The sequence below is a fragment of the Prauserella shujinwangii genome (assembly GCF_003001955.1).
Taxonomy (GTDB): Bacteria; Actinomycetota; Actinomycetes; order Mycobacteriales; family Pseudonocardiaceae; genus Qaidamihabitans; species Qaidamihabitans shujinwangii.
In genome coordinates, this window is the sequence record NZ_PVNH01000011.1 from 51,520 (window position 1) to 65,651 (window position 14,132).

Sequence of the window (14,132 nt, forward strand, 5' to 3'; positions counted from 1 at the left end):
GACGGCGGACCCGGCCAGTTCCCAGCCTTCCGTGCCACACGGCTACGTCGAGGGCGCGGAGGAAGTCGCCGAGGCGCAGCCACGGCTGGTGGTGGCCGACGCGGACAGCGGCGCCGTCCGGGTCGTCGACCTGCTCACGGGCGAGGTGACCGAGGCGGGGGACGTCGACGCGGTCCGCGGGCTGCACGGCGACGGCCGGTTCGCCTACCTCGACTCCGCGGGCGGCGCGGTGCACGTCATCGACAGTGGGGTGTGGACGGTCGACCACGGCGACCACGTGCACTACTACCGTGCCCCGATCCGTGCGGTGGGGACGGTCGACGGTGGCCGGACGATCGCCGTGCACGGCGACGCCGCCCGGACCGTGGTGTCCTTCGCCGTCGGCGGAGCACGGTTGCTGGACCGGACCCGGCTGGAGGCGGGCACCGTCGGCGGGACCGGCACGCTCGACCGGCAGGGCGAGGCGGGCGCGGTGCCGTACGCGGGACAGGTGCTGGTGCCCTCGGGCGACGCGGTGGAGGTGCGGACACCGGAGGGCGAACGGCGGGCGGTCGTGGCGGAGCCGTGCCCCCGGCCGAGCGGGGAGGCCGTGACCCGCCGGGGTGTCGTCTTCGGCTGTGCCGACGGCGCCCTGCTGGTGACCGAGGACGACGACGCCTTCACCGGCGAGAAGATCCGCTACCCCGCCGGAGTCGCCGAGGCCGACCGCGCGCGCGAGTTCGCGCACCGGGCGGGCGGCACGACCCTCGTCGCGCGCGCCGGGGACCGCGGACTCTGGGCGCTCGACCTGGACGCACGCACGTGGCGGCTCGTCGGGGCCGGTCCCGTCATCGCCGCGAACACCGCCGGGGCGGGCACCCCGCTGCTGGCCCTGACCGCCGACGGCACGCTGCGCGCCTTCGACAGCGAATCCGGGAGGGAGATCGCGCGGAAGCGGGTGCTCGCGCATCCGGTGACCGAGGGAGGACCACGACCGGTGATCGAGATCGACACCAGCCGCGCCTACGTCAACGACATCGCGGCCCGCACCGTCCACGAGATCGACTACGCCGACGACCTCAGGGTCGCCAGGACGTTCGAGCTGGATATCCGGTCCACCTACCTGGTGGAGACGGGCCGATGAGGGCGGTGCGGTCGAGGAGGACACTGCCGCTCGTCCTGGCGCTCGTGCTGGCCGCCGTCACCGGGTGCGCGGCGGGCGGTGCCGAACGCGCCGGTGTGGTGGTCACCACCAACATCCTCGGCGACCTCACCCGCACCATCGTCGGCGACGAGGCCGAGGTGACCGTGCTGATGAAGCCGAACGCCAACCCGCACTCGTTCGCCATCTCGGCGCAGGAGGCCGCCCGGATGGAGACCGCGGGGCTGGTCGTCTACAACGGACTCGGTCTGGAGGAGGGCGTGCTCCGGAACGTGCGGGCGGCGCGGGAGTCGGGTGTCGCGACCGTGGCGGTCGCCGAGCACGTCGATCCCCTCGACTACGCCTCCGGCGAGTCGGCAGGCACGCCGGACCCGCACTTCTGGACCGACCCCGCCCGCGCACGCAGGGCCGTCGAGGTGATCGCCGAGCAGGTGGTGCGGCACGTCGAGGGGGTCGACGCCGACCGGATCCGGGCGAACGCCGCCCGGTACGCCGGCGAGCTGCGGCGGCTGGACGACTGGATGGCCGCCGAGTTCGCGCGGATTCCCGTCGAGCGGCGCAAGCTCGTGACCAACCACCATGTCTTCGGTTACCTCGCCCACCGGTTCGGCTTCGACGTCGTGGGCGCGGTGATCCCGAGTGGCACCACGCTCGCGTCGCCGAGCGCCGCCGACCTGAAGTCACTGGCGGACACCATCCGCCGGGCCGGCGTGCCGACCGTCTTCGCCGACTCGTCTCAACCCGACCGGCTGGCCCGCGTGCTCGCCGAGCAGGCGGGGGTGCGGGTCGGCGTCGTCGACCTGTTCACCGAGTCGCTGAGTGCGCCGGGCCAGGGGGCGAGCAGCTACGTGGAGCTCATGCGCTCCAACACCGAGGACATCGTCACCGGGCTCGTGCCCGGCTGAACCGAGAAGGAACGAGGAAAGAGGAAGCATGCTGCGACAAAGACGGCTGGCCTTGCTGACCACCGTGCTCACCGGGGCGCTCGTCGCGAGCGCGTGCGGCGCGGAGGACGGGCAGCAGGTCGACACGGCGGGAGCCACGGGGACCGCCACGATCGCCGAACCGATCGTCACCACGTACGACGGCGGACTGTACGTCCTCGACGGGAAGACCCTGGAGCTGGCCGAGGACATCGAGCTCGCCGGGTTCAACCGGGTCAACCCGGCAGGTGACGACAGGCACGTCCTGGTGTCCACAGCGGACGGTTTCCGGGTGCTGGACGCCGCGGCGGGCAGGCTGACCGACGTCGAGTTCCCCGGGGAGAAGCCGGGGCACGTCGTGCGGCACGCGGACAAGACGGTGCTGTTCACCGACGGCACCGGCGAGGTCCGGATCTTCGACCCGCACGACCTGGGCAACGGTGAACCGGAGACGGAGGTCTACCAGGCGGCCGCGCCGCACCACGGCGTCGCGATCGAACTGGAGAACGGCGAGCTCGTCGTGACGCTGGGCACCGAGGAGGAACGGGTCGGGATCGCGGTCCTGGACGAGAACCGCGAGGAGATCGCCCGCAACGAGCAGTGCCCCGGCGTGCACGGGGAGGCGACCGCACAGGGCGAGGCCGTCGTGATCGGCTGCGAGGACGGCGTCCTGGTCTACCGCGACGGCGAGATCACGAAGGTGCCGAGCCCGACCGAGTACGGCCGGATCGGCAACCAGGCCGGGACGGACGTCTCCCCGATCGTGCTCGGCGACTACAAGCAGGACCCGGACGCCGAGTTGGAACGGCCCGAGCAGGTGTCGCTGATTGACACCAGGAACGGCAGCCTCCGGCGGGTCGAGCTCGGCGCGAGCTACACGTTCCGGTCGCTGGCCCGCGGCCCCGAGGGTGAGGCGCTGGTGCTCGGCACGGACGGCCGGATCCACGTGATCGACCCCGAGAAGGCGAAGGTCGTGCGGACGATCCCGGTGCTGGCGGAGTCGTGGCGGGAGCCGCTGGACTGGCAGCAGCCGCGCCCGGCGATCTTCGTCCGTGGTGGCACGGCCTACGTGTCCGACCCGGCGAAGAAGGAGGTGCACGCGGTGGACCTCGCGTCGGGTGAGAAGACCGCCACGGTCACGTTGCCCCAGGCGCCCAACGAGCTCAGCGGCGTGCTCCACGGCCACTGAGTGCCTGGTCACCCCTCGTGAGTGCAGAACGTTGTTAGAACAACGGAAAGCACTCACGAGGGGTGGCCCTCCTCGCCCCGGGCCAGGCGCCCCCGGGTCCGCACGGTGGCCTCGATGGTGGCCGTCAGGAAGCGCCGGATCACCTGCCGCTCCTCGGGGGTGAACCCGCTCCACTCGCGTGCCAGCTCGGTGCCGAGGGGGCCGAAGAACCGTCGCCCGAGTTCCCTCGCCGGTTCGCGGATCCGGAGTTCGATGCGCCTGCGATCCTCGCCGCTGCGGTCGCGCACGACGTGGCCCGCCGCCTCCAGCCGGTCAAGCAGGGCCGTGGTGGCCGACGCGCTGAGATGCAGCGCCTCCGCCAGCTCTCCCGGGCTGAGCGACCGGCCACCGAGGGTGGCGTCCATGATCACGGTCAGCGCGTTCAGGTCCGTGCGGTGCAGGTGGTGGGCCGTGCGGAAGATCTCCGCGAAGTGATCGGTCTCCACCGTCAGCTGCCGCAGCTTCCTGATCAGCGCGGTGTCGTCGAAGCCCTCATCCTTTTCGTGAGCGGATGTCACGTTCGTCTCGCTCCCGTCGGTTTGCCGTAGCCCGGCGAGCCAGCATACCCTTTGACGCTGGGATAGTTCGACGATCGAATTAGGGAGATCCGGATGCCCCGACGCCGCTGGCTGATCCCGGCACTGCTCGTGCTCGCCTGGCTCGCCATCGGTGGTTTCGGTGGCCCGTACGCGGGCAAGCTCAGCGACGTCGCCGAAAACGAGTTCGCGGCGTTCCTCCCCGAGTCGGCGGAGGCGACGAAGGTGGCCGAGCTGCGGCGGCAGTTCGCGGGCACCGATGCCCTCCCCGCCATCGTCGTGGCCGAGCGCGAGTCCGGGATCACCCAGGCCGACCGGTCGTACCTGCGGCAGCGTGTCGCCGAGGTGGGTTCGGTGCGTGGCGCGCGGCAGCCGGCCTCACCGGTGATCCCGTCCGAGGACGGTCAGGCGCTGCAGGTCGTCGTCCCGTTCACGGACGAACCCGCGCAGGGCGTCGAACAGCTGCGGAACCTCCTCGAACAGGGGAAACCGGCCGGGCTCTCGGTATACGTGACCGGACCCGCCGCGCAGGTCGCCGACCTGGTGGACGCGTTCAGCGGCATCGACGGGCTGCTCCTGCTCGTCGCGGGCACCGTCGTGGCGCTCATCCTGGTGATCGTCTACCGGAGCCCGCTGCTCCCCGTCATCGTGCTGCTGTCCGCCCTCTTCGCGCTCGGCCTCGCGAGCCTCGTCGTGTACCTGCTGACCGACGCCGGTGCGCTCTCGCTCAACGGACAGAGCCAGGGCATCCTGTTCATCCTGGTCTTCGGGGCCGCGACCGACTACGCGTTGCTGCTCGTGTCCCGGTTCCGGGAGGAACTACGCGACACCGGCGATCGCTATCTCGCGATGCGGAAGTCGTGGCGCGCCACCATCGAACCCATCGCCGCCTCCGCGGGGACGGTGATCCTCGGCGTGCTCTGCCTGCTGTTCAGCAACCTCCGGTCGAACCAGGACCTCGGGCCGGTCGCCGCCATCGGGATCGCCGCGGCACTGCTGGCCTCCACCACGTTCCTGCCGTCCGCGCTCGCGCTGTTCGGCAGGTCGGCGTTCTGGCCGTTCCGGCCGAAGCTCGGCTCCGAGCACCCGGAACAGCGCGGGATCTGGCGGCGGGTCGCGGGCGGCGTCGACCGCCGCCCGCGCGTCGTCTGGGCGATCACCGCGCTCGTCCTGATCGGGTGCGCGGCGTTCTTCCCGCAACTGCAGGCCAGCGGGACCTCGCAGTCCGAGGTCTTCCTCAACAAGGTCGAGTCGGTGACCGGCCAGGAGGTCCTCGGCGAGCACTTCCCCGGCGGCGTCGGCGCTCCCGCGATCGTGCTCGCCGACGCCGACGCGGCGCAACGGGTGCTGCGCGAGACCCGGCAGGTGCCCGGCGTGGTCGAGGCGCGCGTCACCACCACGCCGGGCGGGCAGCCGCGGGTCGTGAACGGCCTGGTCCAGATCGAGGCCACGCTGGATGCGCCTGCCGACTCGGAGGCCGCGCTCGCGACCGTGCAGCGCCTCCGCGCGGCCGTACACGACGTGCCCGGGCCGAACGCGCTGGTCGGCGGCCAGTCGGCCGAGCTGCTGGACACGCAGCAGACGTCCGAGCGCGACCGCAGGGTGATCATCCCGATCGTGCTCGCCGTGGTGTTCGCGGTGCTGGCCCTGCTGCTGCGGGCGCTGCTCGCGCCACTGCTGCTCATCACCACCGTCGTGCTCTCGTTCGCCGCGACGATGGGCGTGTCCGCCCTGGTGTTCAACCACCTGCTCGACTTCCCCGGCGCCGATCCGGCGGTGCCGCTGTTCGCCTTCGTCTTCCTGGTGGCGCTCGGCATCGACTACAACATCTTCCTCATGACCCGGGTGCGGGAGGAGACCACGCGCATCGGCACCCGGGCGGGCACGTTGCGCGGGCTCACGGTCACCGGCGGGGTCATCACCTCGGCGGGCGTGGTGCTCGCCGCGACGTTCTCCGCGCTGGCGGTGCTGCCGATCCTGTTCCTGGCGCAGATGGCGTTCATCGTCGCGTTCGGGGTGCTGCTCGACACGTTCGTGGTGCGGTCGCTGCTCGTGCCCGCGCTCACCGTCGACATCGGCAAGCGCGTCTGGTGGCCGTCCGCGCTGGCCAGGCGGGATGAGAGCATGCGTTCATGACCGACCGAGTCACCGTCGAGCGCGACGGCCACGTCCTGCTGATCGGAGTCGACCGCGCCGCCAAGCGCAACGCCTGGGACCTGCGCACCATCGAGGAGGTCGGGCGCGCCTACGACGTGCTGGCCGACGACCCCGAACTGCGCGCCGGCGTGCTGTTCGGGCACGGTGACCACTTCAGTGCGGGACTCGACCTCGCCGACGTCTTCCCGGCCGTCACCGAGCACGGGCCCGGTGCGCTCTCGGGCGAGGGCAGGCACGACCCGTTCGGGTTGTGGAAGGAGCCCGTCGGCAAGCCGGTCGTGCTGGCCGTGCAGGGCATCGCCTTCACCCTGTCCATCGAGCTCGCGCTGGCCTGCGACATCGTGGTGGCCGCCGACGACGTGCGCTTCCGGCAACTGGAGGTCGGCAGGGGCATCCTGCCGTTCGGCGGGGCGACCATGCGGGCCCCCGCCCAGCTCGGCTGGGGCAACGCGATGCGGTTCCTGCTCACCGGTGAGGAGTTCGGCGCCGCCGAGGCCCACCGCATCGGGTTGGTGCAGGAGGTCGTGCCCGCGGGGACCCAGCTCGACCGGGCCACGGAACTGGCGCACCTCATCGCGGCGCAGGCGCCGCTCGGTGTCCAGGGCACGCTGGCCAACGCCAGGGTCGCGCTGCGGTCGGACTCCGAACGCGCCGCCGCCGACCACCTGCGGAGCGTCCTGCCCGGCATCGTCGGCAGCGACGACGCGCAGGAGGGGCTGCGCAGCTTCGTCGAGCGGAGGCAGGCACGGTTCATCGGCCGCTGACGTTTTCGCGCGCGCCATGCGGGAATGCCTATCTGCGCATACGGCACGGAGGTGACATCCCATGGCTACCTGTGAAGTCTGTGGCAACGAGTACGAGCTGGCCTTCGAGGTCCACACCGCGGGCGGCGGCAGGCACACGTTCGACTCGTTCGAGTGCGCCGTCCACCGGCTGGCGCCCATCTGCGAGCACTGCGGCTGCCGGGTGATGGGCCACGGTGTGCAGGTCGACGGCCAGTTCTACTGCTGCGCCCACTGCGCCCGGGAGACCACCCGGGAGGGTGTGCAGGCTCGCGACGCCGTCTCGACCACCAGCTGAGCGGTCCCCGGCTCGTGAGTGAGAATCGTGGTTCTCACCACGTTCTTCACTCACGAGCCGGAGCCGAGGGCACGGGCGAAGAAGGCCAGGTTCGCCGGCCGCTCGCCGAGGCGCCGCATGAAGTACGGGTACCACTCGGTGCCGTACGGCACGTACACGCGCATCCGGTGACCGCGTGCGGCGATCCGCCGCTGGAGGTCCGGGCGTACGCCGTACAGCATCTGGAACTCGTGGTCCCCCGCCGTCCGGCCCGCCCGCGCCGCGAGGTCCTCGGCGATCGCGAGCAGCCGGTCGTCATGGGTGGCGATCATGGGATGACCCTGACCGCCCAGCAGTACCCGGAGGCACCGCACGTAGGATCGGTCCACTTCGGACTTGTCCCGGAAGGCGACCGAGGCGGGCTCGTCGTAGGCGCCCTTGCACAGCCGCACCCGCGAACCCGGCCCGGCCAGGTCGGCGCAGTCGGCCTCGGTACGCCGCAGGTACGCCTGCAGCACCGCGCCCGTGCCGGGGAAGTCGAGCCGCAGGTCCCGCACGATCGACAGCGTCGAGTCGGTGGTCGTGTGGTCCTCCATGTCGACGGTCACCGTCGTGCCCGCCCCGGCCGCCGCCGCGCAGATCCGCCGCGCCGCGTCGAGCGCGACCTTCTCCCCGTCCACCGGCAGCGCCTGACCGAGCGCGGACAGCTTCACCGACACCTCGGCCCGCCCGGAGAGCCCGGCCCAGGCGAGCCGGGACAGCAGCGTCCGGTACGCCTCGACGGTGACCTCCACCTGCCGCCGGTCGGTCGTGTCCTCCCCGAGGTGATCGAGGGTGACGAACCGGTCGGTCGCCAGCTCCCCCGCCGTGCGCACGGCCGAGTCGACGTCGGTCCCCGCGACGAACCGGTCGACGATCGGGCGCAGGAACGGCGTGCGCTCGGCGGCCGAGCGGCAGTGCGGGGACCGGGCGGCGGCGAGCAGGGTCGAGCGCAGCATGGGGGCTCCTTCGGCGGAGGAGGATCAGAGCTGGTGCGGGTACGAGGAGCGCACCGGCGGAACGAACGTCTCCTTGACCGTGCGCGGGCTGACCCAGCGGAGCAGGTTGTAGACCGAGCCCGCCTTGTCGTTGGTGCCGGAGCCGCGGGCGCCGCCGAACGGCTGCTGCCCGACGACCGCGCCGGTCGGCTTGTCGTTGACGTAGAAGTTGCCCGCCGCGAAGCGGAGCACCTCCGCGGCCCGCTCGATGGCGGCCCGGTCGCGGGCGACGACCGCGCCGGTCAGCCCGTAGTCCGCGCCGCGGTCGATCTCGTGCAGCACGCGGTCGTAGTCGGCGTCCTCGTACACGTACACCGCGAGCACCGGGCCGAAGTACTCGGTGCGGAACACCTCGTGCGTCGGGTCGGAGCCGACGAGCACGGTCGGACGCACGAAGTAACCGCGGGAGTCGTCGGCGGTGCCGCCCGCGATCACCTCCAGCGAGTCGGTCTCGTGAGCCATCCGCTGCACGGCCGCGAGCCGGTCGAACGCACGCCGGTCGATGACGGCGCCCATGAAGTTCGAGAAGTCCGTGACGTCGCCGACGGCGAGCGAGTCCACCTCGGCGGCGAGGTCGTCGCGCAGCCGCTGCCACACCGACCTCGGGATGAACGCGCGTGAGGCCGCGGAGCACTTCTGGCCCTGGAACTCGAAGGCGCCCCGCACGAGCGCGGTGCGCAGCACGTCCACGTCCGCGCTGGGGTGGGCGACCACGAAGTCCTTGCCACCGGTCTCGCCGACCAGCCTGGGGTAGGTGCGGTAGCCGGAGATGTTCGCGCCCACGGTCGCCCAGAGGTGCTGGAACGTCCGCGTGGATCCGGTGAAGTGGATCCCGGCCAGCGCCGGGTCGGCGAGCGCCACGTCGGAGACGGCCAGCCCGTCGCCGGGCAGCAGGTTGATCACGCCCGGCGGGAGGCCCGCCTCCTCGAGCAGGCGCATCGTCAGGTGCGCGGCCAGCCCCTGCGTCGGCGACGGCTTCCACAGGACGGTGTTGCCCATGAGGGCGGGGGCGGTGGGCAGGTTGCCCGCGATCGCGGTGAAGTTGAACGGCGTGATCGCGTAGACGAAGCCCTCCAGCGGCCGGTAGTCCAGCCGGTTCCACGCGCCGGGCGCGCTCTCCGGCTGGCCGGTCATCAGCTGGCGCGCGTAGTGCACGTTGAACCGCCAGAAGTCGGCGAGCTCGCACGCGGAGTCGATCTCGGCCTGCGCCACGGTCTTGGACTGGCCGAGCATGGTGGCCGCGTTCAGCGTGTCCCGCCACGGGCCGGAGAGCAGATCGGCCGCGCGCAGCAGGACGGCGGCACGCTCGTCGAACGGCAGCCTGCGCCACGACTCGCCCGCCCGCAGCGCCGCTTCGACGGCCGCCTTCGCGTCCTCGTGGGTCGTGTTGGCCGTGGTGCCGAGCACGTGGGCGTGGTGGTGCGGCTGGACGACGTCGATCCGGTTACCGCTCGGCAGGTGCTGCTCGCCGTCGATCGTCGCGGTCAGCTCGAACCGCTGGCCGGCGAGGTCGGCGAGCGTGCGGGACAGGCTCTCCCGCTCGGGGGAGCCGGGGGCGTAGTCGCGCACCGGCTCGTTGCGCGGCGCGGGCGGGCTCGTGATCGCGTCCATAACGCATGACGGTAAGCAGCGGCGGGCTCGTGCCGCGTTGTCTGGTCGGCTAACGTTGTGCGATGTCCCTTGTCGGATCGAACAAAGGTGTCACCCTGCGGCAGTTGCTCGTCGCGATCGGCGAGCCGCTGGTCGAGTCGTGGACGCCGGCGTTGGACCCGGTCGTGCGGGGCGTCGCGATCCTCGATCCCGACGACGAGCCGGGCAGCTACCCGGGTGAGCTGGTGCTGGTGATCGGCGCCAGGGGCCGCGAGGCTGCCCGGTACGTCCGGGCCGCGGCGCGCGGTGGTGCGGCCGCGGTCGCGGTGAAGGCGGGCCCGCCCGCGGAGCGGCTGGCGGACGTGGCGGCCGAGGCCGGGGTGGCCCTCGTCGGCGTCGCCGCGGACATCCGCTGGGACCAGTTCGGCACGCTGGTCCGCGAGGTGCTCGACGCCGCCGCGCTCGCGGAGGGCCTCGGCGACGCCGAACCCGGCGACCTGTTCTCCCTGGCGCAAACGCTTGCGGTCCTGACCGCGGGCAGCGTGAGCATCGAGGACGCGGGCAACCGGGTGCTGGCCTACTCCCGTTCCGACGACGAGGTGGACGAGCTGCGCAGGCTGTCGATCCTGGGCTGGGAAGGGCCGGAGACCTACCTCGCCCTCCTCCGCGAGTGGGGCGTGTTCCAGCGGTTGCGCTCCGGCGAGGACGTGGTACGGATCGACGAGCATCCCGAGCTCGGCATCCGGCGCAGGCTGGCCGTCGGCATCCGAGCCGGCTCGCAGCACCTCGGCACGATCTGGGTGCAGGAGGGTCGCGAGCCGTTCGCCGAACGCGCGGAGAGCGCGCTGCTCGGCGCCGCCCGCCTCGCGGCCGTGCAGTTGCTGCGGGGCCGCAGCGGAGGGGACCGCTCGCCGCAGCGGCTGGTGACCGGCCTGCTCGACGGCACCGCGAGCGCCGACCTGGTGGCCGGCCGCCTCGGGCTGGACCCGGCGACACCCGCGGTCGTGGTCGCGTACGCCGTGCGGGAGGTGATCGCCGACCGCCCCGCCCACGAGCTGCACCGGGTCGAAGCCATCGACATGGTGTCGATGCACCTGGCTTCCTACCGGCGCGGGGCGCTGGTCGGCGCCTCCGGCTCCCGGATCTACGGGGTGCTTCCCGGCGTCGCAGGCGATGCGGACACCCGCCAGCTCGGTGCCCTCGTCGCCGACATCGCCCTGATCCTGCGGCGGCGGACGGGTGTGCGGGTGCAGGCGGGCATCGGTTCGCCCGTGACCGGGCTGGCCGAAGTGGTCACGTCGCGCGCCGAGGCGGATCGCGTGCTCGACGCGATGGGTTCCGACCGCGTGGCGGCCACGATCGCCGACCTGCGGGCCGAGGTGCTGCTCGGCGCGGTCGCCGCGCTGCTGCGGGAGCAGCCCGGCCTGCGCGACCCGGCGGTGACCGCGTTGACCAGGCACGACGCCGAGCACGGCACCGACATCGGGCCGACGCTGCTCGCCTACCTGGACGCGCTGGGGGACGTGCGGGCGGCGGCGAACGCCCTGCACGTGCACCCGAATACGGTGCGCCACCGGGTGCGCAGGGCGGCCGCGGTGAGCGGGGTCGACCTCGCCGATCCGCGGTCCCGGCTCGCCTGCCACCTCCAGCTCCTGCTCACCCAGAGGCCGGGTTAGGGGCCCGCCCGAACGTTCCCTGTCCGCGTGGCCTCCTACGGGCCGATTCGTGATTGAATCTCGGCTGACGAACGGCGAAAGGGTGGACGTGGCGAGGCTCGGAGAACTGGAGCGCGCGGTCATGGACGTGCTCTGGGCGCGGAACGAGCCGCTCAGTGTCCGTGCCGTACACGCCGAGCTGGCTGATCGGGACCTGGCCTACACCACCGTGATGACGGTGCTCACGCGGCTGGCGGCCAAGAACGTCGTGCGGCGCGAGCGCGCGGGACGCGCGTGGCTGTACGCGCCGGCGGCCAGCCGCGAGGAGTACGTGGCGGAGCTGATGCTCGAAGCGCTCAAGCTCACCGGCGACCGGGGTTCCGCACTGGTCAGGTTCGCGCAGTCGGTCAGCAACGACGAGGCGGACGCGCTGCGTCAGGCTTTGGAGCGGGGCGAGACGTGATCATCGTGGGGCACCAGCTCGCGGCCTTCGGGGTGGCCGCGATGGTGGCGCTCTGGCTCCTGCGGGGGCGCTGGACGCACGCGCACCCGCGGACCGCGCTCGTCCTCTGGCAGCTTTCCGGACTGACGCTCGTGGTGTCCACCATCGGCGCGCTGCTCGCGTTCGGCCTCGCGCCGTACCGCCGGGGGCTGGTCCCCGCGCTGGTCGACCTGCCTGGCCGGTGGCAGGTGCTGGACGCCTGGCATCTCACGGCGGTGGCCGCGGGCCTCACGCTCGCCGGGTGGCTCGTGGTCAACCAGCTGCTCTCGCTGGTGAGCACCGCTCGCGCCCGCGCCCGGCACCGCCTGCTCCTCCAGCTTGTCGCGAGGCAGGGGACGGACGCGCTGGTGGTGGATCATCCGGTCGCGGTCGCCTACTGCCTGCCCGGCCGCACGCCCCGGATCGTGGTGAGCGCGGGCGCGCGCCGCCTGCTCACCGACGCCGAGCTGGACGCGGTGCTGGCCCACGAGCGGGCGCACGCGAGGGAGCGGCACCATCTCGTCGTGGCCCCGTTCCAGGCGCTGCGCGGGCTGCTCCCCGGCAACGCGCTGCTCGCCCGCGTCTGCGAGACCATCGAACTGCTCGTCGAGATGTGTGCCGACGACAAGGCGGCACGGCAGCACGGCAGGGAACCACTCGCGAGCGCGCTGGAACGCTTCCACGCCAGCGGGTTCGGCGGCACCCCGGCCGGCGCGCTCGCGGTGGCGACCACCTCGGTGCAGGCTCGTATCCGGCGGCTGCGCGAGCCGGGGCGGCCCGGCTTCCCGCTCGGCCGGATGGTGGCGGGTTCGCTCGTCGTCTGCGCGCTCGCGACATCCACGGCGTTGTTCGCCGTGCCCCTCTGACTGTTACTACGTGATGTAGTAAATTTCCGCCATGGAAATCGTCTACGACGTACTGGTGGTCCTGCACCTGCTCGGCATGGCGGGCATCCTCAGCGGTGTCCTGATCCACTACACGGCGAAGGCCGCCGCGGCGTTCGCGGCCATGCTGCACAGCGCGATCCTGCAGGTGATCACCGGGCTGGCGCTCACCGGCATCGCCTCGGCCGGCCTGGTGGACTCGGACGTGAACAACACCAAGATCGCGGTGAAGCTCGTGGTCGCCGTCGCCGTGCTGGTGCTCGCGCTCGTGCTCTACCGCAGGCGGGATCTCGCGGACCGGGGCCTCGTCGCCGCGGTCGGTGGGCTCACCGTGGTCAACGTGATCATCGCGGTGTTCTGGTAGGCGCGGTGCGGCGCAGCCAGAGCAGTCCCACCACGGGAAGCACGAGCGGGATGAAGAGGTAGCCGCGTCCGAAGTCGGACCACACCGTCTCGTCGGGGAACGCCGCGGCGTCCGCGATGCTCAGCACCCCGACCGTCAGCACGCCGGCCAGCTCCACCGAGCAGGCGGCGAGCGCCACCCGCCACCAGGTCACGCCGGAGCGGGCCAGCGCGATGGTCGCGAGCACGTAGACGACCGCGGCGAACGCCGACAGCGCGTAGGGCAGCGGCGCCTCGTCGAACCTGGTGGCGATCTGGACGCCCGCGCGGGAGGTCGCGGCGACCGCGAAGATCGCGTAGACGGCCACGAGCACGCGGCCGGGCCCGCTGGCCGTGGCGGGAACGTCAGGCACCGGCTCCACCCCAGACCTCGTACAGGCGCAGCACCAGCACGGAGACGGTGACGCACGCGACGCCGAGCACCGCGGTCGCCGACCGGCTGCGCTCGGCCAGCGCCCACACGGTACCGAGCGGCAGTACCACGAGTGAGCCCGCCAGGTACCCGATGAAGGTCGGCATGCTGCCCGGCCGCTCCCCCGCGATGAGGAGCACGGCCGCGAGCACCGCCTGCGCGATCAGCAGGACCTCCACCGCGGCCAGCCCGGCCAGCAGGGCCCGCTGCGGGGGCCGGTTCCGGGCGACGAGCACGAAGCTCCACACCGCGACGGCGAGCGCGGACAGCGCCACCGCGACGGCGAACTCAGAGATCACGGTTCCTCCCGTCGGCCTACTACCTCGTGTAGCATAGTGGCCTCACTCGACAGCTCACGTGCGGCCCGCTGGTCCTTTGTGGATCGGGATCGGGTGCTACCTGCTCCGTCCCATGGGGACAACTCGAATTGGCCCCTCTTTCGAGCAGTTTCTGTGACCCTCTGCTCACCCGTGGCGACCAGCGAATTCGTTTTCCGGCCACCCGTGTTACACCGGCAACCGGGTGAAGCGAGGCCCGAGCGGGTTACGCAACGCTTGGATACCGGTTGGTAACCGTAATAGTCACGTCCCTGTTCAGCGGAGTCGAACCCCCTTGATGGCGGATTGG

The 14,132-nt window shown here is 72.2% G+C and carries 14 protein-coding genes; 9 read left to right on the forward strand and 5 right to left on the reverse strand.

Annotation, left to right across the window (positions count from 1 at the left end):
- The first annotated feature begins 1,119 nt into the window (after window positions 1–1,119).
- Entirely contained in the window at window positions 1,120–2,046 is a 927-nt protein-coding gene (gene aztC, locus B0I33_RS24415) for a zinc ABC transporter substrate-binding protein AztC (protein ID WP_106181226.1), read from the forward strand.
- 28 nt (window positions 2,047–2,074) lie between these two features.
- Window positions 2,075–3,253 (forward strand): zinc metallochaperone AztD, encoded by a 1,179-nt coding sequence (aztD, locus tag B0I33_RS24420; protein ID WP_106181227.1) that lies wholly within the window; start codon window positions 2,075–2,077, stop codon window positions 3,251–3,253.
- A 53-nt stretch (window positions 3,254–3,306) separates the two neighbouring features.
- Here the strand turns inward: aztD and B0I33_RS24425 are convergent, their stop codons facing one another.
- Window positions 3,307–3,810: a MarR family winged helix-turn-helix transcriptional regulator gene (locus tag B0I33_RS24425; protein WP_106181228.1), complete on the reverse strand. Its 504-nt coding sequence runs from the start codon at window positions 3,808–3,810 to the stop codon at window positions 3,307–3,309.
- Between the two features lie 93 nt (window positions 3,811–3,903).
- Between B0I33_RS24425 and B0I33_RS24430 the strand changes: the two genes are divergently transcribed.
- From B0I33_RS24430 to B0I33_RS24440, 3 genes are all read left to right on the forward strand, one after another.
- Window positions 3,904–5,964: an MMPL family transporter gene (locus B0I33_RS24430; protein WP_106181229.1), complete on the forward strand. Its 2,061-nt coding sequence runs from the start codon at window positions 3,904–3,906 to the stop codon at window positions 5,962–5,964.
- Complete coding sequence (locus B0I33_RS24435; RefSeq protein ID WP_106181230.1) at window positions 5,961–6,749, forward strand: crotonase/enoyl-CoA hydratase family protein; 789 nt, start codon at window positions 5,961–5,963, stop codon at window positions 6,747–6,749. Before B0I33_RS24430 ends, B0I33_RS24435 begins: the two co-directional genes overlap by 4 nt.
- A gap of 61 nt (window positions 6,750–6,810) precedes the next feature.
- Window positions 6,811–7,065 carry a Prokaryotic metallothionein gene (locus tag B0I33_RS24440; protein ID WP_106181231.1) on the forward strand — a complete coding sequence of 85 codons (255 nt, stop codon included), beginning with the start codon at window positions 6,811–6,813 and terminating at the stop codon, window positions 7,063–7,065.
- A 50-nt stretch (window positions 7,066–7,115) separates the two neighbouring features.
- Here the strand turns inward: B0I33_RS24440 and B0I33_RS24445 are convergent, their stop codons facing one another.
- Both B0I33_RS24445 and pruA read right to left on the reverse strand, forming a co-directional pair.
- Window positions 7,116–8,042 (reverse strand): proline dehydrogenase family protein, encoded by a 927-nt coding sequence (locus B0I33_RS24445; RefSeq protein WP_106181232.1) that lies wholly within the window; start codon window positions 8,040–8,042, stop codon window positions 7,116–7,118.
- A gap of 24 nt (window positions 8,043–8,066) precedes the next feature.
- Window positions 8,067–9,692: an L-glutamate gamma-semialdehyde dehydrogenase gene (gene pruA, locus B0I33_RS24450; protein ID WP_106181233.1), complete on the reverse strand. Its 1,626-nt coding sequence runs from the start codon at window positions 9,690–9,692 to the stop codon at window positions 8,067–8,069.
- A 62-nt stretch (window positions 9,693–9,754) separates the two neighbouring features.
- On the opposite strand from pruA, the gene B0I33_RS24455 reads away from it, so the two are divergent.
- From B0I33_RS24455 to B0I33_RS24470, 4 genes are all read left to right on the forward strand, one after another.
- Window positions 9,755–11,347, forward strand: a complete 1,593-nt coding sequence (locus B0I33_RS24455; RefSeq protein WP_106181234.1) for a PucR family transcriptional regulator — start codon at window positions 9,755–9,757, stop codon at window positions 11,345–11,347.
- Window positions 11,348–11,429: 82 nt separating this feature from the next.
- On the forward strand, window positions 11,430–11,789 hold the full coding sequence (locus B0I33_RS24460; RefSeq protein WP_106181235.1) for a BlaI/MecI/CopY family transcriptional regulator: 360 nt from the start codon (window positions 11,430–11,432) through the stop codon (window positions 11,787–11,789).
- Window positions 11,786–12,673, forward strand: coding sequence for a M56 family metallopeptidase (locus tag B0I33_RS24465; RefSeq protein WP_106181236.1), 888 nt, complete (start codon window positions 11,786–11,788; stop codon window positions 12,671–12,673). The genes B0I33_RS24460 and B0I33_RS24465 overlap by 4 nt, the downstream gene beginning before the upstream one ends.
- Before the next feature lie 31 nt (window positions 12,674–12,704).
- Window positions 12,705–13,055: a hypothetical protein gene (locus B0I33_RS24470; RefSeq protein WP_106181237.1), complete on the forward strand. Its 351-nt coding sequence runs from the start codon at window positions 12,705–12,707 to the stop codon at window positions 13,053–13,055.
- On the opposite strand, the gene B0I33_RS24475 is transcribed toward B0I33_RS24470, so the two are convergent.
- Together B0I33_RS24475 and B0I33_RS24480 are read right to left on the reverse strand one after the other, a co-directional pair.
- The gene (locus tag B0I33_RS24475; protein ID WP_245901012.1) at window positions 13,036–13,446 is read right to left on the reverse strand and encodes a hypothetical protein; all 411 of its coding nucleotides are present in this window, start codon (window positions 13,444–13,446) and stop codon (window positions 13,036–13,038) included. The genes B0I33_RS24470 and B0I33_RS24475 overlap by 20 nt on opposite strands.
- Window positions 13,439–13,804, reverse strand: a complete 366-nt coding sequence (locus B0I33_RS24480) for a hypothetical protein (RefSeq protein WP_106181239.1) — start codon at window positions 13,802–13,804, stop codon at window positions 13,439–13,441. Before B0I33_RS24480 ends, B0I33_RS24475 begins: the two co-directional genes overlap by 8 nt.
- Window positions 13,805–14,132: the final 328 nt, after the last annotated feature.